The sequence below is a fragment of the Streptomyces sp. NBC_00683 genome (assembly GCF_036226745.1).
Classification (GTDB): Bacteria; Actinomycetota; Actinomycetes; order Streptomycetales; family Streptomycetaceae; genus Streptomyces.
In genome coordinates this window covers 1,576,288-1,597,612 of the sequence record NZ_CP109013.1, presented here as the reverse complement: position 1 = coordinate 1,597,612, position 21,325 = coordinate 1,576,288, and the positions used below count along the sequence as shown (strand labels likewise).

At 71.1% G+C, this 21,325-nt stretch carries 20 protein-coding genes and 1 pseudogene; 10 read left to right on the top strand and 11 right to left on the bottom strand.

Features of this window, described 5'->3' with window-relative positions:
* Positions 1 to 97: 97 nt before the first annotated feature.
* Positions 98 to 841: a YoaK family protein gene (locus tag OG257_RS07090; RefSeq protein WP_329205739.1), complete on the top strand. Its 744-nt coding sequence runs from the start codon at positions 98 to 100 to the stop codon at positions 839 to 841.
* Here the strand turns inward: OG257_RS07090 and OG257_RS07085 are convergent.
* Entirely contained in the window at positions 831 to 1,625 is a 795-nt protein-coding gene (locus tag OG257_RS07085) for a helix-turn-helix domain-containing protein (RefSeq protein WP_329205738.1), read from the bottom strand. The genes OG257_RS07090 and OG257_RS07085 overlap by 11 nt on opposite strands.
* 58 nt (positions 1,626 to 1,683) lie before the next feature.
* Between OG257_RS07085 and OG257_RS07080 the strand changes: the two genes are divergently transcribed.
* A complete protein-coding gene (locus OG257_RS07080) occupies positions 1,684 to 1,989 on the top strand; it encodes a 4a-hydroxytetrahydrobiopterin dehydratase (RefSeq protein ID WP_329205736.1) in 306 nt (101 codons plus the stop codon).
* Here the strand turns inward: OG257_RS07080 and OG257_RS07075 are convergent.
* The gene (locus tag OG257_RS07075) at positions 1,922 to 2,959 is read right to left on the bottom strand and encodes a LysR family transcriptional regulator (RefSeq protein WP_329205735.1); all 1,038 of its coding nucleotides are present in this window, start codon (positions 2,957 to 2,959) and stop codon (positions 1,922 to 1,924) included. The two genes, OG257_RS07080 and OG257_RS07075, sit on opposite strands and share 68 nt — an antisense overlap.
* Positions 2,960 to 3,050: 91 nt before the next feature.
* On the opposite strand from OG257_RS07075, the gene OG257_RS07070 reads away from it, so the two are divergent.
* The 3 genes and pseudogenes from OG257_RS07070 to OG257_RS07060 all read left to right on the top strand — a co-directional run bounded on the left by OG257_RS07070 (position 3,051) and on the right by OG257_RS07060 (position 5,121).
* Positions 3,051 to 3,794, top strand: coding sequence for a class I SAM-dependent methyltransferase (locus tag OG257_RS07070; RefSeq protein WP_329205733.1), 744 nt, complete (start codon positions 3,051 to 3,053; stop codon positions 3,792 to 3,794).
* A gap of 116 nt (positions 3,795 to 3,910) precedes the next feature.
* A pseudogene (locus OG257_RS07065) lies at positions 3,911 to 4,156 on the top strand (helix-turn-helix domain-containing protein); the annotation flags it as partial.
* A gap of 50 nt (positions 4,157 to 4,206) precedes the next feature.
* On the top strand, positions 4,207 to 5,121 hold the full coding sequence (locus OG257_RS07060) for a class I SAM-dependent methyltransferase (protein WP_329205732.1): 915 nt from the start codon (positions 4,207 to 4,209) through the stop codon (positions 5,119 to 5,121).
* A 9-nt stretch (positions 5,122 to 5,130) separates the two neighbouring features.
* Here the strand turns inward: OG257_RS07060 and OG257_RS07055 are convergent, their stop codons facing one another.
* The 4 genes from OG257_RS07055 to OG257_RS07040 all read right to left on the bottom strand — a co-directional run bounded on the left by OG257_RS07055 (position 5,131) and on the right by OG257_RS07040 (position 9,620).
* Positions 5,131 to 5,604 carry an RICIN domain-containing protein gene (locus OG257_RS07055; protein ID WP_329205730.1) on the bottom strand — a complete coding sequence of 158 codons (474 nt, stop codon included), beginning with the start codon at positions 5,602 to 5,604 and terminating at the stop codon, positions 5,131 to 5,133.
* A 73-nt stretch (positions 5,605 to 5,677) separates the two neighbouring features.
* A complete protein-coding gene (locus OG257_RS07050) occupies positions 5,678 to 6,511 on the bottom strand; it encodes an aldo/keto reductase (RefSeq protein ID WP_329205728.1) in 834 nt (277 codons plus the stop codon).
* 187 nt (positions 6,512 to 6,698) lie between these two features.
* Complete coding sequence (locus tag OG257_RS07045) at positions 6,699 to 8,498, bottom strand: AMP-dependent synthetase/ligase (RefSeq protein ID WP_329205726.1); 1,800 nt, start codon at positions 8,496 to 8,498, stop codon at positions 6,699 to 6,701.
* A 228-nt stretch (positions 8,499 to 8,726) separates the two neighbouring features.
* Complete coding sequence (locus OG257_RS07040; protein WP_329205724.1) at positions 8,727 to 9,620, bottom strand: LysR substrate-binding domain-containing protein; 894 nt, start codon at positions 9,618 to 9,620, stop codon at positions 8,727 to 8,729.
* A gap of 117 nt (positions 9,621 to 9,737) precedes the next feature.
* On the opposite strand from OG257_RS07040, the gene OG257_RS07035 reads away from it, so the two are divergent.
* Together OG257_RS07035 and OG257_RS07030 are read left to right on the top strand one after the other, a co-directional pair.
* The gene (locus OG257_RS07035; RefSeq protein ID WP_329205722.1) at positions 9,738 to 10,769 is read left to right on the top strand and encodes a bile acid:sodium symporter family protein; all 1,032 of its coding nucleotides are present in this window, start codon (positions 9,738 to 9,740) and stop codon (positions 10,767 to 10,769) included.
* A 31-nt stretch (positions 10,770 to 10,800) separates the two neighbouring features.
* Positions 10,801 to 11,016, top strand: a complete 216-nt coding sequence (locus OG257_RS07030; protein WP_329205720.1) for a DNA-binding protein — start codon at positions 10,801 to 10,803, stop codon at positions 11,014 to 11,016.
* 161 nt (positions 11,017 to 11,177) lie between these two features.
* On the opposite strand, the gene fdhD is transcribed toward OG257_RS07030, so the two are convergent.
* Genes fdhD through OG257_RS07005 form a run of 5 tightly spaced genes read right to left on the bottom strand, consistent with a single transcriptional unit; the run spans position 11,178 to position 17,728 of the window.
* Positions 11,178 to 12,026 carry a formate dehydrogenase accessory sulfurtransferase FdhD gene (gene fdhD / locus OG257_RS07025; protein ID WP_329205718.1) on the bottom strand — a complete coding sequence of 283 codons (849 nt, stop codon included), beginning with the start codon at positions 12,024 to 12,026 and terminating at the stop codon, positions 11,178 to 11,180.
* 5 nt (positions 12,027 to 12,031) lie between these two features.
* The gene (locus OG257_RS07020) at positions 12,032 to 12,892 is read right to left on the bottom strand and encodes a 2Fe-2S iron-sulfur cluster-binding protein (protein ID WP_329205716.1); all 861 of its coding nucleotides are present in this window, start codon (positions 12,890 to 12,892) and stop codon (positions 12,032 to 12,034) included.
* Positions 12,889 to 14,796, bottom strand: a complete 1,908-nt coding sequence (locus OG257_RS07015; RefSeq protein ID WP_329205714.1) for an NAD(P)H-dependent oxidoreductase subunit E — start codon at positions 14,794 to 14,796, stop codon at positions 12,889 to 12,891. The genes OG257_RS07020 and OG257_RS07015 overlap by 4 nt, the downstream gene beginning before the upstream one ends.
* Complete coding sequence (locus OG257_RS07010; protein ID WP_329205712.1) at positions 14,787 to 16,742, bottom strand: molybdopterin oxidoreductase family protein; 1,956 nt, start codon at positions 16,740 to 16,742, stop codon at positions 14,787 to 14,789. Before OG257_RS07010 ends, OG257_RS07015 begins: the two co-directional genes overlap by 10 nt.
* On the bottom strand, positions 16,739 to 17,728 hold the full coding sequence (locus OG257_RS07005; RefSeq protein WP_383800872.1) for a 2-dehydropantoate 2-reductase: 990 nt from the start codon (positions 17,726 to 17,728) through the stop codon (positions 16,739 to 16,741). Before OG257_RS07005 ends, OG257_RS07010 begins: the two co-directional genes overlap by 4 nt.
* Positions 17,729 to 18,005: 277 nt before the next feature.
* On the opposite strand from OG257_RS07005, the gene OG257_RS07000 reads away from it, so the two are divergent.
* From OG257_RS07000 to OG257_RS06990, 3 genes are all read left to right on the top strand, one after another.
* A complete protein-coding gene (locus OG257_RS07000; RefSeq protein ID WP_329205710.1) occupies positions 18,006 to 18,956 on the top strand; it encodes a beta-ketoacyl-ACP synthase III in 951 nt (316 codons plus the stop codon).
* A gap of 65 nt (positions 18,957 to 19,021) precedes the next feature.
* Positions 19,022 to 19,699, top strand: coding sequence for a GntR family transcriptional regulator (locus OG257_RS06995; protein WP_329205709.1), 678 nt, complete (start codon positions 19,022 to 19,024; stop codon positions 19,697 to 19,699).
* A 262-nt stretch (positions 19,700 to 19,961) separates the two neighbouring features.
* Positions 19,962 to 21,143 (top strand): ROK family transcriptional regulator, encoded by a 1,182-nt coding sequence (locus tag OG257_RS06990; protein ID WP_329205708.1) that lies wholly within the window; start codon positions 19,962 to 19,964, stop codon positions 21,141 to 21,143.
* The last annotated feature ends 182 nt before the right edge of the window (positions 21,144 to 21,325 follow it).

Here is a 21,325-nt window from a genome sequence, read left to right as displayed (position 1 = left end):
GGACAGGTGGATTCGGGCCCGTCCGGCGCGTGCGGACAGAACAGCCCCCGCGCTGCGGCACACTCCGATCACATCCAGTGATCGGAGTGTGCCGCCCATGCCCGTCGTCCTGCGTGAGGCCTGGGCCACCCTCGTACCCGACATGACCGGCCGGCACGGCCCCCTGCCGCCGCTGATGCTCGCCCTGACCGTGCTCACCGGGCTGGTCGACGCGTTCAGCTATCTGCTGCTGGGCAAGGTCTTCGTCGCCAACATGACCGGCAACGTGGTCTTCTGCGGCTTCGGCGCCGCCGGCGCCCCGGGGTTCTCGCTGGTCGCCTCGACCGTGGCCCTGGGCGCGTTCGCCGCGGGCGCGCTGGCCGGGGGGATCGTCGTGCGCCGGGCCCGAACTCACCGGGGCAGGCAGCTCCAGCACGCGCTCCTCGTCGAGACCGCCTTCGTGGCGGCCGCCATGGTGGTCACGCTGACCTCGGGCGAGCCGTACACCGGAGCCGCCCGCTTCACCCTCATCGCGCTGCTCGGCCTCGGCCTCGGGGTCCAGAACGCCGCCTCACGTGCGCTCGCCGTCCCCGACCTCACCACCACCGTACTGACTCTCACGATCACCGGGGTCGTCGCCGACAGCCGGCTCGCCAAGGGGCCGGGGCGCCGCGCAGGGCCCCGTATCCTCTCGGTCGTCGCCATGCTGGCCGGCGGCCTTGCCGGAGCCGTGGCCGTACTGAACGGGCATCCGACGCTGCCGTTGCTGATCACCGTGCTGTTCCTGGTCTTCGCGACCACGGCCGCGATCCGCTTCGCCCGCAGTGACGCCCCCTGGACCCGTCCGCTCGTCACGGCATGAGCGTGTGCAGATACGCGGCGGTCGCGCGGTCGGCGGGCAGGAACGTCTCGATGGCCAGCTCGGCCACGGTGATGTCCATCGGTGTGTTGAACGTGGCGATGGACGAGATGAACGACAGTTCCCGCCCGCCGTGCGCGATCCGCAGCGGCAGCGCGAGCGACGGCACGCCCGTGGCCTCCGCCGTCCCTGCCGGGTCCGCAGGGTAGGCCGCGACCTCGTCGTACAGGGCGCGGAGCTCCGCGGAACGGGCCAGGGCGATCTGACGCTCCATCTGGGCCAGCAGATCGGCCCGCCACTCCGGCAGATTCAGGATGCGCGGGGCCAGGCCGTCCGGGTGCAGGGTGAGCCGCATGGCATTGACGGGCGGGGTGAGCAACTGCTCCGACACGCCTTCGAGCAGCAGCCGCATCCCCCGGTTCGCCGCCACCACCGTGTACATCGCGTCGAGGACGAGCGCCGGGTACGGGTCGTAGCAGGCGAGCAGCCGGTCGATGGCCTCGCGCAGCACCCCCATCGACGGGTCGTCGAGTGCGGTCCGGGCGAAGCGGGGGGCGTAACCGCCCACCACCAGCAGCGCGTTGCGTTCCCTGACGGGAATGTCCAGGTGCTCGGCCAGCCGCAGGATCATCTCCTCGCTGGGGCGTGAGCGGCCCGTCTCGATGAACGAGATGTGGCGGGCCGAGGAGTCCGCACGCAGGGCCAGCTCCAGCTGGCTGATCCGCCGCTGTTCCCGCCAGCCGCGCAGCAGCGGCCCTACCCCCGTGTCAAGCGCGACAGTTGTCATATCCAGACCGTAACGTCACGGGCACTGCTGATCGCACCGATCCCGGTAGGAGCCCCGCATGCCTGCTGAACCACTGTCCCCGGAAGCCATCGAGGCCGGTCTGCGCGACCTGCCCGGCTGGGAACTGGAGGGGGACAGGATCACCCGTACCTACCGGCTGCCGTCCCACTTCGCCGCCGCCGGGCTGACCGTCCACGTCGCCGGGATCCAGGACGAGCTCAACCACCACTCGGACCTGACACTGGGCTACAACACCGTGCGGTTGTCCGTGAACTCGCACGACGCGGGCGGCGCGGTCACACAGAAGGACCTGACGCTGGCGGGCCGGGTGGAGGCGGTGGCTCCGGGCCACGGAGCGACGTAGCAGCCTCCCAGGGCGTCGGGCCGAACCTGGGATGGGCGGCGAGCCAGCGCGTGTAGCTGTCGCTCCGCCGCACCGCCTCCGCGTACGCCGAGCGGGTGTGCCCGCTCACCGCACCGGCCGCCGCGTCCGCCGCGGGGGAGCGCGGGTTCCGGCCCAGCAGATGGCGCCAGCTCAGCGGCGATCCCGCCAGGGGCCGGGTCACCAGTCCCTGCGTCGGCGGGAACGTGGCCCGGCACAACCCGATGGCCCGCCCCACCTGCACCAGGTGGACGACGGACGTCGTGTCCGTCTCGTACACCGACAGCGGGGTGAAGCCGGCCCGGGCGCAGGCGGTGGCGAAACAGTCCGCGAAACAGCCGTCACCCGGCACGTCGGCCCAGGACTCGCCCGCCAGAGCGGAGAGTTCGAGCTCCGTCTCCCCGGCGAGCGGATGGTTCTCCGGCAGCATCACGAACACCGGGTCGATGCCGATGACCTGCCAGACGAGCCGGTCCGCCATGGGCGGGGGACTCTCCCCGCACCCACCGATCAACGCGAAGTCGAGCCGTCCGTCGATCAGCAGCGAGGCGATCTCGGCCACCGACCACGAGGTGTGCGTCGTCACCGGCGCCGTCGGATGCGCGGCGGCCAGCCGGTCGACGAGGCCGCCCAGCAGCGGACCGTGCGTCCCGCCGAGCCGGAAGCGCTCCACGGTGGCCCAGGCGTTGGCGAAGCGCACCGCCTCCTCCTGGAGCTCACTGACCGCGGGCAGTACCACCCGGGCACGCGTCAGCACCAACTCGCCGAGCAGGGTGGGCCGGGCCCCCGTGTGGTCCCGGTCGAAGAGCGGGCCGCCGAGCATCTTCTCGATCCGCCGCAGCTGCGCACTGAGCGCGGGCTGCGCGAGCCCCAGAACGGCAGCCGCCTTGGTGAGACTGCCTGTGTCGGCGATGGCCCGCACCGTGCGCAGATGACGTAACTCCAGCTCCATGAACGCACGTTATGTCCGACGCCACTCACCGGCAATACCACCGGCACCCATTGTCCGCCGCGGTCCGGACGGGCCTCCTAGACTCACCCCCGTGCTGGACTACAACGCCGAAGCCGCCGCCTACGACGCCACCCGGGGCGGGGTTCCCCGCGCCGACGCCGCCGCCCGCGCCGTACTCGGGCTGGTGCCGACGTCCGCCCGCACGCTGGTGGACGTCGGCTGCGGTACGGGACTGGTCTGCGAGCGGATCGCCCTCGGCCGTCCCGCACTGCGGGTGTTCGGCACCGACATGTCGTACGGCATGGTGCGGCTGGCCCGGCAGCGGATCGGAGCAGTCGCCCTCGCCGACGCGCGGAGGCTTCCGCTGGCCGGTGCGACGGCCGATGCCGTCAGCGCGGTCTGGCTGCTGCACCTGCTGAGGGGCGACGGCGAGGTGCGGGCGGTGGTGGCCGAGGCCGCGCGGATACTCCGGCCCGGCGGGGTGTTCGTCACGACGGTCGACAAGGACGCCGGGCACCACGTGGGCAGCGACATCGACGCGGTGCTCGCCCCGTACAGCGCCCCGCAGCCCTCCGACTCCGCGGAATCGGTCACCGCATACGCCGAATCCCACGGCCTGGAACGGGTGGGCGGGGCCGGGTTCGCCGGCCATGGCCAGGGCCGCACCCCCCGGCGCGCGGCGCGCTCGGTACTGCGGGGCGACTACGCCGCGCACCTGTCGCTGCCCGGGACGGCGGCGGAACGGCTCTCGGCGGAGCTGACCGCGCTTCCCGACCCCGACCGGCAGCGTCCCGACCCGGCCTACCGGCTGCTCGCCTTCCGCAGACCGGGCTGAGCCGGCCCGCCCGCGCCGGTCGCCGGTGAGCGGACGGCCCGGCTGCAGCGGGGTAGGCCTCAGTGGTGCCAGGAGCCGTCCTCCGCGGCTTCCCGGGCGAACACGGAGAAGTCCTTCGAACCGGAGTGTCCCGGGCCGGACTGGCCCGGAGGTTCACCCAACTCGTGGGCGAGCCCTCGATGGCCTATCTGGCCGGCTGGCGCCTCGCCCTGGCCGCCGATCTGCTGCGCGAGACGGATGCCACGATGGAGGCGGTCGCGCGCAAGGTCGGCTACAGCGGCTCCTTCGCGTTCAGCGCAGCCTTCAAGCGCGTGCGGGGCCTCAGCCCTCAGGAGTACCGCAACGGGAAACAGGCTTGCTGAAACCGCAAGGAAACTGGCCCCGGGTGTCCTTCAGGGAGAAGGTGAGCCCCATGAGCAAGCACACCGCGCACGGTCACACCCATGCCCATGCCCACGCCCACCGCACCGAGGACCTCGACTGGGACACCGTGGGTCCGAGCCTCGAGGAGGAGGCCGAACTCAGCAGGCCCCAGTACGAGGCAGCCGCCCGCTGGATCGCGGAACTCCCCGAGGCGCAGCACGTGCGCAGAGTCCTCGACGTCGGCAGTGGCCCCGGCGTGGTCAGCTGCCTGCTCGCCGAGGTGTTCCCGGCGGCCGAGATCGTCGCCGTCGACGGCACTCCGGCCCTCCTGGAGCGCACGCGGGCCCGCGCGGAACGGCACGGCCTCGGTGAGCGGGTGCGGACCGTGCACGCGGAGCTCCCCAAGGACCTGGGGAAGCTGGGCGAAGCCGACCTGATCTGGGCGGGCAACTCCCTGCACCACATCGGCGACCAGCGCGGCCTCCTCGCGGGCTTCGCCGGGCTGCTCCGTCCCGGTGGCGTCGTCGCCCTGCTCGAAGGAGGTCTGGCCGCCCGTCAGCTCCCGCGCGACATCGGCATCGGCAGGCCGGGACTGGAGGCCAGGCTCGACGCGCTCCACGCCGACCGGTTCGAGGACATGCGGGCGGGACTTCCGGACAGCACCCGGGAGATCGAGGACTGGAGCGCCCTCCTCACCGCCGTCGGCCTGGCGCCGCAGGGCACCCGCAGCTTCCTGCTCGATCTGCCCGCCCCGCTCACCGGCGTCGCGCGCGACCGTACCGTCACCGAATTCGCCCGCAGGCGCGAGGCGTTCGCCGACCGGCTCACGGCCGAGGACGCCGCGACGCTCGACCGGCTGCTGGAACCCGGTGCCCCCGAGGGGCTGGGGCTGCGCCCGGACCTCTTCCTGCTCTCCGCGCGCACCGTGCACCTGGCCCGGCGGGAGCCCGTCGCGGCCGGCTGACGTCCCGGCTCAGGACTCGGGCACCGGCTCCAGCCGCCACCACTGGCCGGGGGAGTCGGTGTCCTCCCACTGCTGGACGTTGGCCCCGTCGTCGGTGGCTCCGTCGGCGACCTCCAGAACGAGACCGCTGACGAAACTGACCAGTGTCACGGTGCCGGGTGCCTCCAGGTGCTGCTCGATGAGCCATTCCTGGGCACCGAAGTTGTTCGCCTTCCACTGCTGGACGTTCGCGCCGTTCTCCGTGGAGGCGCCCGCGACGTCCAGCCGCTTGCCGCTGTGCGCGTTGACCAGGTGGTACAGGGCGGCGCCCTCGTGCACGGGGGCGAGCCGCCAGTGCTGCGCCGCGGTTCCGTTCTCCTTGCCCTGCTGGACGTTGGCGCCGCTGCCCGTCGCCCCGCCGTACACCTCGAGCAGCAGTCCGCTGCCCACGTTCCGCAGGCGGTACACGCCTGCCTCGACTACGGGCGCGGTCTCCCCGCTCATGGTCCGTTCCCCTTCGGAGTGCCACGGGTACGGCGCCCCGCCGCAAGGGGCGGGGCGCCGTACACCTGTCGTGTCAGGCGCCCACGGCGAATTCGGCCGGGTCGGGGCCGATGCGCTTGCCCTCGTCCAGTGCGGCGAACGCGGCGAGGTCGTCCGCGTCCAGCTCGAAGCCGAACACATCGAGGTTCTCCACGATCCGCGACGGCGTCACGGACTTCGGGATCGCCACGTGGCCGGTCTGCAGATGCCAGCGGAGCACCGCCTGGGCGGGGGTCCGGCCGTGCTTCCGGGCGATCGCGACGACCGTCGGGACGTCCAGGCCCTTGCCCTGTCCGAGGGGGGACCAGGCCTCGGTGACGATGCCGTGCCGCGCGTGGAAGGCGCGGGCCTCCGCCTGCTGGAGTTGGGGGTGCAGCTCGATCTGGTTGACCGCCGGGACGACGGAGGTCTCGCCGATCAGGCGCTCCAGATGCGCGGGGAGGAAGTTCGACACGCCGATGGCCTTGGCCCGGCCGTCGGCATGGATCTTCTCGAGGGCCTTGTACGTGTCGACGTAGGCGTCCTTGGCCGGCAGCGGCCAGTGGATCAGGTACAGGTCGACGTAGTCCAGACCCAGCTTGTCCAGCGAGGCGTCGAAGGCCCGCAGCGTCGAGTCGTAGCCCTGGTCGCCGTTCCACAGCTTGGTGGTGACGAACAGCTCGTCACGCGCCACACCGGAGGCGGCGATGGCCTTGCCGGTGCCCTCCTCGTTGCCGTAGATCGCGGCGGTGTCGATGCTCCGGTACCCGGACTCGATGGCCGTGGCGACGGCCGTCGTGGCCTCGTCGTCCGGCACCTGCCAGACTCCGTAGCCGAGCTGCGGCATCTCGAGACCGTTGTTGAGGGTGATGGAGGGGACCTGGCTCACGAGCAGTCGATCCTTACGTTGTCGGTTGGTACTCCCGTTGAGAAACGATCAACGAAGCCTATGCATTCCCGTCGGCGGAGAACCGGGGAACGGGAGAACCGGGGACAACGGAACCGGGGACCACGCAACCGCCGGGCCCGCGCAGCGTGACGACCGCCGGCACCACCCGCATCAGGGGCCCCAGCGGTCAGTGGTAGAGAGCCTCGACCTCGGACGCGTACGCCGTCTCGATCGCCTTGCGCTTCAGCTTGAGCGACGGTGTCAGCAGACCGTGCTCCTCCGTGAACGGGTGCGCCAGGATACGGAACGTGCGGATGGACTCCGCCTGTGACACCGCGGTGTTCGCGGCCACCACGGCGCGCCGGACCTCCATCTCCAGATCCGGGTCCCGCACCAGGTCCGCCGCGCGCATCGGCGCGCGGCCCTGCATGGCGAGCCAGTGGTCCACCGACTCCTGGTCCACGGTCACCAGCGCGGCGATGTAGGGCCGGTCGTTGCCGACGACGATGCACTGCGCCACCAGCGGATGCGAGCGCACCCGCTCCTCCAGGCCGGCCGGGGCGACGCTCTTGCCGCCCGACGTCACCAGGATCTCCTTCTTGCGCCCGGTGATCGTCAGATAGCCCTCCTCGTCGAGTGCGCCGATGTCCCCCGTGGCCAGCCACCCGTCGTGCAGCACGGCGTCCGTCGACTTGGGGTCGCCCAGGTATCCGCCGAAGACATTCGCGCCGTGGACCCAGATCTCGCCGTCCTGGGCGATGTGCACCGTGGACCCGGGGATCGGCTGCCCGACCGTGCCGTACCGGGTGCGCTCGGGCGGATTGGCCGTCGCCGCGGCGGTCGACTCGGTGAGGCCGTAGCCCTCGTAGACGATGACGCCCGCGCCCGCGAAGAACAGTCCGAGCTGACGGTCCATGCCGGAGCCGCCCGACATCGCGTGCCGCACCCGGCCGCCCATCGCGTCGCGGACCTTCTTGTAGACGACCTTGTCGAAGAACTGGTGCTGCATCCGGAGCCCGGCGGAGGGGCCGGGGCCCGTCCCGAATGCCCGCTCCTCCAACGCCTCCGCGTACTTCACCGCGACTTCGACGGACTTGTCGAAGGGCCCGATGCGGCCCTCCGCCTCCGCCTTGCGGCGCGCGCCGTTGAAGACCTTCTCGAAGATGTACGGCACCGCCAGGATGAAGGTGGGCCGGAACGACACCAGGTCCGGCATCAGTGCCTTCGCCGACAGCTCCGGCTGATGGCCCAGCTTCACCCGGCCGCGCAGCGCCGCGATCTCCACCATGCGGCCGAAGACATGGGCGAGCGGCAGGAAGAGCAGCGTCGCCGCCTCGTCGCCGGGCTTGGAGTGGAACACCGGCTCCCAGCGGCTGACCATGGTGTCGGCCTCGAACATGAAGTTGGCGTGTGTGATCACACAGCCCTTGGGGCGTCCGGTCGTACCGGAGGTGTAGATGACGGTGGCCACGGAGTCGGGCGTCACCGCGCGCCGGTGCCTGTGCACCGTCTCGTCGTCGATCTGGACCCCCGCGTCCACGAGCTCGGTCACCGCGTCTGCGTCCAGCTGCCAGAGCCGCTTCAGGTTCGGCAGCCGGTCGATCACCGAACCGATCGTCATCGCATGGTCCTCGTGCTCGACCATGACGGCCGCGACCTCGGCGTCATGGAGCATCCACAGGACCTGCTCGGCCGACGACGTCGGGTAGATCGGCACGGACTGGGCGCCCACCGTCCAGAGCGCGAAGTCGAAGAGTGTCCACTCGTAGCGCGTACGGGACATCAGAGCGACGCGGTCGCCGAAGCGCACGCCGTGCGCGATCAGCCCCTTGGCCAGCGCCAGCACCTCGTCGCGGAAGACGGCGGCGGAGACGTCGTGCCACTGGCCGTCCGCGTCCTTGCGCCCGAGGGCGATCCGGTGGGGATCGTCCTCGGCATGGTCGAAGACGGTATCGGCAAGACCGCCGACTTGAGGGGCGGCTGCCATGGGTGGGACAGTGAATTCGCGCAATGACCTGCTCCTTGTGGCGCTCCGCACGGCGCCGCGACGCTACCCCAACGAGCGGGGAAGCGGGAGGGTCCGAAGTCTCCGGATAACGTGGCATCTGCACAGGTCAGCCACTGAAATCGGGCCAGATGGGCAAGGCTCGGGCGCACTTCTGACCGCCGGGTAAGTAGCTCGCACGGGAATCTCCACGGAATCTGTACGCGGTGATTACGCCCGCTCCGGGTGGGCGGGCAGGTCCGTCACCCGGTGAAGACGGTCGCCGCCCGCGAGGATCGCCGCCGCCAGGGCGTCGGCCGCCTCCTGCGCGGCGTCTCTGCGCCTTCCGTGCAGCAGGACGAAGTCCACGTCGCCGAGCTCCGGGAGCCCCGCTCTGGCAGGCACCGGGACCAGCCCCGGCGGAATCAGCCCCCGCGTGTGCGCCATCACCCCCAGGCCCGCGCGGGCAGCGGCGATCAGGCCGCTCAGGCTCGCGCTCGTGCAGGCGAACCTCCAGGACCTGCCGTGCTCCTCCAGGACCTCCAGGGCGCGCGCCCTGGTGATGCCGGGAGGCGGGAAAGCGATCAACGGCAGCGGCCGGTCCGGGTCGATCCTCAGCTGCGGGGCGCCGATCCAGGCCAGCGTGTCCTGCCAGACCACCTCGCCGTGCGTGTCCCCGGTGCGCCGCTTGGCGAGTACGAGGTCGAGGCGGCCCGCCGCGAGCTGCTGGTGCAGCGTCCCGGACAACTCCACGGTCAGTTCCAGCTCGACCTCGGGATGCTCGCGCCGGAAGGACTCCAGGATCTCCGGCAGCCGCGTCAGGACGAAGTCCTCGGAGGCGCCGAAGCGCAGCCGTCCGCGCAGCCGGGTGCCGGTGAAGAACGCCGCAGCCCGCTCATGGGCCTGCAGGATCGTCCGGGCGAAGCCCAGCATCGCCTCACCGTCCTCGGTGAGGTCGACCCGGTGGGTGTCCCGGGCGAAGAGCTGGCGGCCGGCCTCGGCCTCCAGCCGGCGTACGTGCTGACTGACCGTGGACTGCCTGATCCCGAGTCTGCGTGCGGCCTGGGTGAAACTCAGGGTCTGCGCGACGGCCAGGAACGTGCGGAGCTGGACGGGGTCGTACATGGGCCCAGGCTATCGCGAACCGTGATGACAGTCAGAGCGGTATGCCGGATTCCCGATCACGGTGATCAGGAGCAGGATGGGGAGGGCACGACCCCGCCGAGAGAGCACGTGGAGCACATGAGCAGCCGCACCAGCCGCCGTATCCCGACGCTGCCGTCCTGGCTGCCGGTGGACCCGTACATCCTGGCGCTGATCGGCACGGTGGCCCTCGCGGCGCTGCTGCCCGCTTCCGGAGCGGCCGCCGAGGCGGCCTCGGGGGCGTCGACCGGGGCGGTCGCCCTGCTCTTCTTCCTCTACGGGGCACGTCTCTCGACTGCCGAGGCGCTCGACGGACTGAAGCACTGGCGGCTCCATCTCACGGTCCTGGCCTGCACCTTCCTCGCGTTCCCGCTGCTGGGACTCGCGAGCCACGGCCTCGTGCCCCACGTGCTGACCCCGCAGCTGCAGGACGGCTTCCTCTTTCTGTGCCTGGTCCCTTCGACCATCCAGTCGTCGATCGCCTTCACGTCGATGGCCCGCGGCAATGTGCCGGCCGCGATCTGCGCGGGCTCGTTCTCCAGCCTCGCCGGGATCCTGCTCACCCCGCTGCTCGCCGCACTGCTGCTCGGAGGCGGCACGGGGGGCTTCTCGGCGGACTCCCTGGTGAAGATCGTCCTCCAGCTCCTGGTGCCCTTCCTGGCCGGGCAGCTGCTGCGCCGCTGGGTCGGCGGTTTCGTCGCCCGCCACAAGAAGGTGCTGGGCTACGTCGACCGCGGATCGATCCTGCTCGTCGTCTACACGGCGTTCAGCGAGGGCATGGTCGGCGGGATCTGGCACCAGGTCACCCCGGTCAGGCTCGGTGCGCTCATGGCCGCGGAAGCGGTTCTGCTGGCGCTGATGCTCTCGCTGAGCTGGTACGGGGCGAAGCGGCTCGGCTTCGGGCGGGCGGACCGGATAGCGATCCAGTTCGCCGGGTCGAAGAAGAGCCTGGCCGCAGGGCTGCCGATGGCGAGCGTGCTGTTCGGTGCGCACGCGAGCCTTGCCGTGCTGCCGCTGATGCTCTTCCACCAGATGCAGCTGATGGTCTGCGCGGTGATCGCCAAACGCCGCTCGCGCGACCCGTTGCCGGAGTCCGGTGAGATGTCACAGGTGCCCGTTACGGTGGCTTGAGAAGCTGCCCGGAGCCGGAAGGACGACACCGTTGACGACTGACAGCACGACACCGCCGGACGACTTTCCGCACGGCATCGGCAATCCGGCCCGCCGCGCCCTGCACGCGGCGGGCTACACCGCGCTGGACCAGCTCCCGGCCGTCAGCGAGGCGGAGCTGTTGCGGCTGCACGGCGTGGGACCGAAAGCCGTGCGAGTGCTGCGTGCGGCGCTGGAGGCGAAGGGGCTCTCGTTCGCGGGGGAATGAGCGCAGACCCCGTGGGGCAGAGCGGACCCCGTGGGGTGCCGAGCCGGCGGGAGACCACGGGCACGGAGCCGCCAGGGGGACAGCGGGCACGGAGGGACCGGCCGGCGCAGGGGGCGCTCCCCGCCGGCCGGACCCCTGACCCGTGCAGCGGGTGAGGAGCCTCAGCCCTGGCTCACCGCTGCCTCCAGGGCGATGCGGTGCTCACCCGCGTACACGTTCATGGACGGACCCCGGAGGAAGCCCACGAGGGTCAGTCCGCTCTCGGCCGCCAGATCCACGGCCAGCGACGACGGCGCGGACACCGCCGCGAGCATCGGGATCCCAGCCATCACGGCCTTCTGTACCAGTTCGAACGAGGCGCGCCCCGACACGAGCAGGATCGTCTGCGAGAGGGGCAGCCGATGGTCCGTCAGGGCCCGCCCGACCAGCTTGTCGACCGCGTTGTGGCGGCCGACGTCCTCCCGGATGTCGAGCAGCTCACCCTCCGGGGAGAACAGGGCCGCCGCGTGCAGACCCCCGGTCCGGTCGAAGACCCGCTGCGCCTCGCGCAACCGGTCGGGGAGGGCGGAGAGCAGCGCGGGTTCCACCCGGACCGGGGGAGTGTCGGCGACGGGATGACGGGTCGTGGTGCGGACGGCGTCCAGGCTCGCCTTGCCGCAGAGCCCGCAGGACGACGTCGTGTAGACGTTGCGCTCCAGCGTGATGTCGGGGACCACGACGCCCGGCGCGAGCTTCACGTCGACCACGTTGTACGTGTTCACGCCGTCCTCCGTCGCGCCGGCGCAGTACACGATCGACTGCACCTCGGAGCCCTCACCGAGCACGCCCTCGCTCACCAGGAAGCCGGCCGCGAGCGCGAAGTCGTCTCCCGGGGTGCGCATCGTGATGGCGAGCGGTCTGCCGTTCAGCCGGATCTCCAGGGGCTCCTCGGCGACGAGGGTGTCGGGGCGCGTGGTGACTGCCCCGTCCCGGATGCGGATGGTGCGGCGACGCTCGGTGACCCGTCCCATAGCCGTTAAACCCGATTCTGTACGTGTTGGTAGCCGAAGCGGCCTTTGATGCAGAGGTTGCCGTGGGTCACCGGGTTGTCGTGCGGTGAGGTGACCTTGACGATCTCATTGTCCTGCACATGGAGCGTGACATTGCAGCCCACGCCGCAGTACGCGCAGACGGTCGTGGTCTGCGTCTGCGCGGGCTCGTCCCAGGTGCCCGCCGCCCGCATGTCGAACTCGGTGCTGAAGGAGAGCGCCCCGGTGGGGCACACCTCGATGCAGTTGCCGCAGAAGACGCAGGCCGAGTCGGTGAGCGGAGCGTCGTGCTCGGTGGAGATGCGGGCGTCGAAGCCGCGCCCCGCCACGGCGATCGCGAACGTGTTCTGCCACTGCTCCCCGCAGGCGTCGACGCACTTGTAGCAGAGGATGCACTTGTCGTAGTCGCGGACGTAGAGGTCGTTGTCGATCCTCGGCTGCTCATTGACCCGGGCGGCGTCCGCGCCGAAGCGGCCGGGTTCCGCGTCGTACTCCTTGATCCATTCTGCGGCCCGCGGTGTCGTCGACAGATCGGTCGAGGAGGCCAGCAGCTCCAGGACCACCTTCCGGCTGTGCCGGGCCCGCTCGGTGTCCGTGCGGACCGTCATGCCCGGCTCGGCGCGCCGGGAGCAGGCCGGGGCGAGCGTGCGGGCACCCTCCACCTCGACGACGCAGACCCGGCAGGCGTTCTTCGGGGTGAGCGTGTCGCCCTGGCACAGGGTCGGGATGTCCTTGCCGGCCGACCGGCAGGCGTCCAGGATCGTCGAACCCTCGGGGACCCGGGTCTCCGAGCCGTCGAGCGTGAACGAGACGAGACGGCGCGGCGGCTGGAGCGGTACAGCGGTCACTTGTAGACCCCCAGACGGTCGATGGCGGACTCCACGGCATTCCACGCGGTCTGGCCCAGACCGCAGATCGAGGCGTCCCGCATGGTCTGCCCCACCTCTCTCATGAGTGCGACGTCGGCGGCGGCCCCGGCTCCCGTACGGTCCACGATCCGGTGCAGGGCCTCCTCCTGGCGGACCGTGCCCACCCGGCAGGGCACGCACTGGCCGCAGGACTCGTCGCGGAAGAACTCCGCGATGCGCAGCAGGATGCGGGGGAGCTCCACCGAGTCGTCCAGGACCAGGACCACGCCGGAACCGAGCGTCGTCCCGGCCGCGCGGGTGCCTTCGAAGGTGAGCGGGATGTCCAGCTCGTCGGGGCGTACGAAGCCGCCCGCGGCGCCGCCGAGGAGGACCGCCCGCATCCGCTCCGGCGGACCCGCGAGGGCGAGCAGGTCGCGCAGGTTCGCTCCGAAGGGCAGTTCGTAGATGCCGGGGCGGGCCACCTGTCCCGAGACGCAGAACAGCTTGGTCCCGGTGGACGTCTCCGTGCCCGTCGCGGCGTACGCGGCGGCGCCGTGCTCCAGGATCGGCAGCACGTTCACCAGCGTCTCGACGTTGTTGACCGCGGTCGGCTTCCCGAAGAGGCCCTTCTCCACCGGGAACGGGGGCTTGGAGCGGGGCTCACCGCGCTGCCCCTCGATCGAGTTGAAGATCGCGGTCTCCTCGCCGCAGATGTAGGCGCCGGCGCCCCGCCGGATCTCGATGTCGAAGGCGTACCCCTGTCCGAGGACGTCGGGGCCGAGCAGCCCGCGGGTGCGGGCGCTCGCCAGGGCGTGGCTCAGGCGCTCGTACGCGCGCGGGTACTCGCCGCGGAGGTAGATGTAACCGTGCGCGGCACCGATCGCGTACCCGGCGATCGTCATCGACTCGATCAGGGCGTACGGATCGCCCTCCATCAGCACCCGGTCCTTGAAGGTGCCCGGCTCGCTCTCGTCGGCGTTGCAGACCAGGTAGTGCGGGCCGTCGGCCTGCTGGGCGGTGGCCTGCCACTTGCGGCCCGTGGGGAACGCGGCGCCGCCCCGGCCGACCAGGCCCGCGTCCAGCACCTCACGGATCACGCCCGCGGGGCCGAGCGCGAAGGCGCGGCGCAGGGCGGTGTATCCGCCGGTGGAGCGGTAGTCGTCCAGGGAGGCCGGGTCGACGGTGCCGATGCGCTTGAGCAGGACGAGGCCGGGGTCACCGGCCTGGGGCACGGCTGCTCCTGCGGGGGGTTCGGCGGGGGCGGCCTCGGGGGCGCGGGTGGCTGTGACGACGGCGGGTGCGGTGGCGGGCGCGAGCACGGCGGAACACCGGAAGACGCCTGCGACGGGCTCGTCCGCCGCCGGAGGTGCACCTGCGACGGACTCCTCCCCCGCCGGAGGTGCGCCCGTCTGCAGCAGAAGTGCCGCAGGGGCCCGTTCGCACAGGCCCAGGCAGGGGCTCTCCTGCCAGACCGCGCCCTCGGCCGGGGTGCCGGCGGGACCGAGGCGGTCCGCCAGATCCGCGCACAGGGCCCCCGAGCCGCGGGCCGCGCATGCCAGGTCCGTACAGACGTGGAGGACCTTCGCCGGGCGGGGCACCACCGAGAACATCGCGTAGAACGTCGCGACGCCGTACGCCTCCGCCGGGGCCACCGTCAGCCGCCGGCAGATGTAGTTCAGCGCGCCCTCGCTGATCCAGCCCACCCGGTCGTTCACCGCGTGCAGGGCCGGCAGCAACTGGTCGCGGCGGTCCCTGGCCGCTGCCGCTCCGCCCCTCGCCCAGCGCAGATCCTCGTCGGTCCGCTCCTCCGCACCCTCCCAGCCGGAGGGCGGCGGTCCCAACAGGGAGTCCACCGCCGCCCGTTCGGTGTCCGTGGGGGCGGCATCGGTGTACCTCAGGTCCATGCGGGCACCAGCTTCTCTATCCGTACGGCGGAGGCCTTGAACTCGGCGGTGCCGGCGATCGGGCAGTTCGCCTCGATGGTCAGCTGGTTGGTGTCCACCTCGTCCGGGAAGTGCATCGTCATGAAGGCCAGACCGGGCCGCAGGCCGGTATCGACCCACACGGGCGCGGTGACGCTGCCTCGCCGGGACGAGACGCGCACCTCCTCGCCCACTGCGACGCCGTAGGCCTCGGCGTCCTCCGGACAGAGCTCGATGTACTCGCCCCGGCGCAGCGGCGAGGCGTAACTCCCGCTCTGTACACCGGTGTTGTACGAATCAAGCCGCCGCCCGGTCGTCAGGCGCAGCGGATAGGACTCGTCGGTGAGGTCGACCGGCGGGTCGTGCTGCACCAGGCCGAACGGGGCGGCAGCGCCACGCCGTACCGGATCGGTCTCCCAGAGCCGGGCGTGCAGGAAGCTCGACGGGAGCTTGTCCGTGTCGGGGCAGGGCCACTGCAGGCCCTGATGCTCGGCGAGGCGCTCGTACGTCATCCCGAAGTGGTCGGGGGAGAGCGAGCGCAGCTCGTCCCAGACGGCCTGGGAGTCCTCGAACTTCCAGTCGTGGCCGAGGAGTCCGGCCATGGCGCAGATGATGTCGACGTCCTCGCGTGCCTCGCCCGGTGGTACGAGCGCCGCCCGTACCCGCTGCACCCGCCGCTCGCTGTTGGTCGTCGTACCGTCGGTCTCGGCCCAGCCGGCCGTGGCGGGCAGGACGACGTCGGCCATCTCGGCGGTCTTCGTCAGGAAGATGTCCTGCACCACCAGATGGTCGAGGGCGGCGAGCCGGCGGACGGCCTGGTCGCTGTCGGCCTCGGACTGTGCGGGGTTCTCCCCGATGCAGTACACGGCACGCAGTTCGCCGGTCTCCATCGCCTCGAACATCTCGGTCAGTGTCTTTCCGTACCGGGGCTGGATGACGGCGTCCCAGGACCGCTCGAACTTCTGCCGGGACCGCGGGTCGAGGATGTCCTGGAAGCCGGGCAGTTTGTTGGGGATGGCGCCCATGTCGCCGCCGCCCTGCACGTTGTTCTGCCCGCGCAGGGGCTGGACCCCGGAGCCGTACCGTCCGACGTGGCCGGTGAGCAGGGAGAGATTGATCAGCGCCCGGACGTTGTCGGTGCCGTTGTGGTGCTCCGTGATGCCCAGGGTCCAGCACAGCTGGGCCCGTTCGGCCGTGGCGTAGGCGTGGGCGAGGTCCCGGATCGCCTCGGCGGGGACCCCGGTCACCTTCTCGGCGGCGGTCAGGGTCCAGGGCTCGACGAGCGCTACGTAGTCCGCGTAGCCGGTGGTCGCCCGGTCCACGAAGGCGTGGTTGACGAGTCCGGCACGGATGATCTCGCGGCCGATGGCGTGGGCGAGCGGAATGTCGGTGCCGACGTTGAGCCCGAGCCAGCTCTCCGCCCACTCGGCGGTCGAGGTGCGGCGCGGGTCGACCGCGTGCATCCGCGCCCCGTTGCGGATGCCCCTCAGGACGTGCTGGAAGAAGATCGGGTGGGCGAAGCGGGCGTTGGAGCCCCACATCACGATGAGGTCGGTGTGCTCCACCTCCTCGTAACTGGAGGTCCCGCCGCCCGATCCGAAGGCGGCCGACAGCCCGGCGACGCTGGGGGCGTGACAGGTGCGGTTGCAGCTGTCGACGTTGTTGGTGCCCATCACGACGCGGGTGAACTTCTGCGCCACGTAGTTCATCTCGTTGGTGGCGCGGGCGCAGGACAGCATGGCGAAGGCATCGGGGCCGTGCGCGTCACGGGTCTGCCGGAATCCGGCAGCCGCCCGTGTCAGCGCCTCGTCCCAGCTCGCGCGCCGCAGTACTCCGTCGGTGCCGCGGACCAGGGGGTGGGTGAGGCGCTCGTAGGTTTTCGGCTGCCGGCCCTTGCGGTTCCGGGGGCCTGTGCGGTCGCTGTTCATGGTGCGCTCCCTGCTGGGGCCGAGGAGGTGGTGGCGAGGAGATCGGCGAGCGCGTGCACGGCGCGCAGCGTCGGTACGGGCGTGCCGGCCAGCGAGGCCAGTTCGACGACGGCCGCGAGCAGCACGTCGAGTTCGAGTGGCTTGCCCTTCTCCAGGTCCTGGAGGGTGGATGTCTTGTGGTCGCCGACGCGCTCGGCGCCCGCGATGCGCCGCTCCACGGAGATCTCGGGCCGACAGCCGACGGCCGCCGCCACGGCGAGGGTCTCGCGCATCATCGACTCCACGAGTGCGCGGGTGTCGGGATGGCGGCAGATCTGGCCCATGGTGGCCCGGGACAGCGCGCTGATCGGGTTGAAGGAGATGTTGCCGAGCAGCTTGATCCAGATGTCGTTGCGCAGATCCGGCTCGACGGGGCACTTGAGTCCGCCCGCGACCATGGCCTCGCTGAAGTCCAGACAGCGTCTGGACACGGACCGGTCCGGTTCCCCGATGGAGAACCGGGTGCCTTCGAGGTGGCGTACGACGCCGGGCGCCTCGATCTCGGTGGCCGCGTAGACGACACATCCGATGGCGCGCTCGGGCGGCAGAGTGGCGCTCACCGAGCCCGCCGGGTCGACGCTGTTCAGCCGGCGCCCGGTGTAGGGCCCGGCCAGACCGTGGAAGTACCACCAGGGGATGCCGTTCTGCGCGGCGATCACGGCGGTGCGTGCGTGCATCAGCGGATGGACCAACGGGCCCGATACCGCGTACGAGTTGGCCTTGAGGCCGAGGAACACATAGTCGACGGGCCCGACGTCCGACGGGTCGTCGGTGGCGGCCGGACGTGCGGTGAAGTCACCGCGCGGGCTGAGCACGCGCACGCCGTCACGGCGCATGGCCGCCAGATGCGGGCCCCGGGCGATGAGATGGACCTCGGCGCCTGCGCGGTGGAGCGCGGCCCCGACATAGGCGCCGATGGCACCGGCACCGACAACTGCGACTTTCACGGGGCTCTCCGTTCGGTGAGAGGACCGAGCGAGGGTGTCAAGTCGACAGAATATTGTCTACAGTATGCCTTCGGGCAGGGTCAATACTCATGACAGCGGGTGACTTGTCCGTCGGGGTTACGGTGGGTGCGCAGCGGTAGGTGCGTAAGTTCCCGGGGAGCCGTTCGAGACGCTCCAAGCTCCGGCCCATATATCTGTGGGGTTACGTGCCCTTGTACCGATCGGTAGCAACCAAGACTGGATAGTTCCTGCCATACGTAGCGAGGGGAACCCGTACATGACCGGCTCACGTGTCGTGGCGCTCGGCCACTATCAGCCCGCCAAGGTGCTCACCAACCACGACCTGGCCGCCATGGTGGACACCAGCGACGAGTGGATCACCAGCCGGGTCGGCATCCGGACCCGGCACGTGGGGGGCCCCGACGAGCCCGTGGACGAGCTGGCCGCGCACGCGGCTGCCAAGGCGCTGGCCACGGCCGGCCTGCAGCCCGCCGACATCGATCTGGTCCTCGTCGCCACCTCCACCGCGATCGACCGCTCGCCGAGCATGTCGGCCAGGGTCGCCGCCCGTCTGGGCATGGGTTCGCCCGCGGTGATGGACATCAACGTGGTCTGCTCGGGTTTCACGCACGCGCTGGCCACCGCCGACCACGCCATCCGCGCGGGAGCCGCCACCCGCGCCCTGGTCATCGGTGCGGACAAGATGGGCGACATCGTCGACTGGACCGACCGTTCCACCTGTGTCCTGATGGGTGACGGTGCGGGCGCCGCCGTCGTCGTCGCCGACCCGGATGCCGGGGACCGGCCCGGGATCGGCCCGGTCCTGTGGGGTTCGGTGCCCGAAATGGGCAACGCGGTGCGGATCGAGGGGACGCCTTCGCGGTTCGCGCAGGAGGGGCAGTCCGTCTACCGCTGGGCCACCACGCAGCTGCCGCCCATCGCCCGCAAGGTCTGCGAGAAGGCCGGCGTCACCGTCGAGGACCTGGCCGCCGTGGTGCTGCACCAGGCCAATCTGAGGATCATCGAACCCGTCGCCAGGAAGATCGGCGCGGTCAACGCGGTCATCGCCCGGGATGTTGTGGATTCCGGCAATACGTCCGCCGCGTCGATCCCGATGGCCCTGTCCAAGCTGGTCGAGCGCGGGGAGGTCGAGAGCGGTGCTCCGGCCCTGCTCTTCGGCTTCGGAGGAAACCTCTCTTATGCGGGTCAAGTGATCCGCTGCCCCTGAATCGCATTGTGCTCGGTAGACTGTAGACGATAGGCAATTGCCCGGCGCCCGGAGGGGGAACCGCGATGTTGTCCGCAGGACTGCCGCAAGGAACGGTGCCGAAGCTGGATCGGCCAGGGCCGCTGCGCGAGCGTGTCTACGAGGCGCTGCTCGAACTGATCACCACGCGTGCGCTCGGCCCCGGTCAGCACCTCATCGAGAGTGAACTGGCCGGGCACCTCGGGGTATCGCGACAGCCGGTGCGCGAGGCGCTCCAGCGACTCAACACCGAGGGCTGGGTGGACCTGCGGCCCGCGCAGGGCGCCTTCGTCCACGAACCCACCGAGGAGGAGGCGGACCAGCTGCTCTCGGTCCGCACGCTCCTGGAGGCCGAGGCGGCCCGGCTGGCCGCGGCCAACTCCGGGAGTGCGGGCATCGAGGCCCTCGAAGCGCTCTGCGTCAAGGGGGAGCGGGCCGTCGCCGACGACGACGTGGACCTCGCCGTCGCCACGAACGCCGCCTTCCACGCCAAGGTGATGGAGCTGGCCGGCAACGTCGTCCTCTCCGAACTGGCCGCGCAGGTCGACCGCCGGGTCCGCTGGTACTACACGCCGGTGGCCCGCCAGCGTGGCACCCGCTCCTGGATCGAGCACCGCTCGCTGATCGCGGCCATCTCCTCGCGGGACGGACAGCGGGCGACCGAGATCATGCGGGCGCACACGGAGCACACGCGCAAGACGTACCACGAGCGCGAGAAGAACTGACCGTCGCGCACGGGAAGAAGGCCGGGGTCGACCGCCCCGGCCTTTTTGCTGCTCCAGGGCCCGTCCCCGACGCCGGGCCACCCCCGCCGGCGGCTGCCGGTGACCTCTGCCGGGCGGCACCTCCGGACACCTTTGTCCTCGGTGTGGAGAAAGTTGGAGTGGATTCATGCTCAACTTCTTCCCACTCGGGGAAAGCGCTGCTACGTTCCCCTCGAAAGCCCGACGGACTGGCCGATGTGGCGGGGAGGGACGCGTGAGACGGATGACGGCACGACCCGCAAACGCCCATCAGGCGCGATTGCTGCGGCTGTTGCGCGACGGCGGTCCCAACTCCCGTGCGCAGCTGGGTGACCAAGTCGACCTCTCCCGCTCCAAGCTCGCCGTCGAGGTGGACCGGCTGCTGGAGACCGGACTCGTCGTCGCCGACGGACTCGCCGCCTCACGCGGCGGACGCCGTTCGCACAACATCCGGCTCGCTCCCGCACTGCGATTCCTCGGCGTCGACATCGGTGCCACCTCCATCGACGTGGCCGTCACCAACGCCGAACTGGAGGTGCTCGGCCACCTCAACCACCCCATGGACGTACGCGAGGGACCCGTCGCCGTCTTCGAGCAGGTGCTGGAGATGGCCTCCAAGCTGCGGGCCTCCGGGCTCGCCGAAGGGTTCGACGGCGCAGGCATCGGCGTACCGGGACCGGTCCGCTTCCCCGAGGGCGTCCCGGTCGCACCGCCGATCATGCCGGGCTGGGACGGCTTCCCGGTCCGCGAGGCACTCAGCCAGGAACTGGGCTGCCCCGTCATGGTCGACAACGACGTGAACCTGATGGCCATGGGGGAGCAGCACGCGGGCGTCGCACGCTCCGTCGGCGACTTCCTCTGCGTCAAGATCGGTACGGGCATCGGCTGCGGCATCGTCGTCGGCGGAGAGGTCTACCGCGGTACGACGGGCAGCGCCGGCGACATCGGGCACATCCAGGTGGAACCCGACGGACGCGCCTGCGCGTGCGGCAACCGGGGCTGCCTGGAAGCCCACTTCAGCGGTGCGGCCCTCGCACGCGACGCGGAGGACGCGGCGCGCGCGGGGCAGTCCGCGGAACTGGCGGCCAGGCTGGACGCCGCCGGAAGACTCACGGCCATCGATGTGGCCGCCGCCGCCGCAGCCGGTGATCCCACCGCGCTGGACCTGATCCGCGAAGGCGGAAACCGCGTCGGCCAGGTCATCGCGGGACTCGTCAGCTTCTTCAACCCGGGCCTCGTCGTGATCGGCGGCGGGGTGACCGGGCTCGGCCACAACCTTCTGGCCAGCGTCCGGACCCAGGTCTACCGGCAGTCCCTGCCGCTGGCCACCGGCAACCTCCCCATCGTGCTCGGTGAACTGGGGCCGACCGCCGGAGTGATCGGCGCGGCCAGGCTCATCAGCGACCACCTGTTCTCGCCGGCCTGATGTCCGGGCCGGTGCGCCGCTCACCAAGCGCTCCGCAGTCACCCCCGTAACAGCCCGTTCCGAGCTCTGCCCGCAGCACCCCGCCCAGCAGTTCCGTCAGCAGTACGGCACCGCCGGCACTGCGCCCTGCCCGCTCACCGGCCTTCCCCGAGCTCTCGGCCCCGCCGAGCAGGGGAGACCCC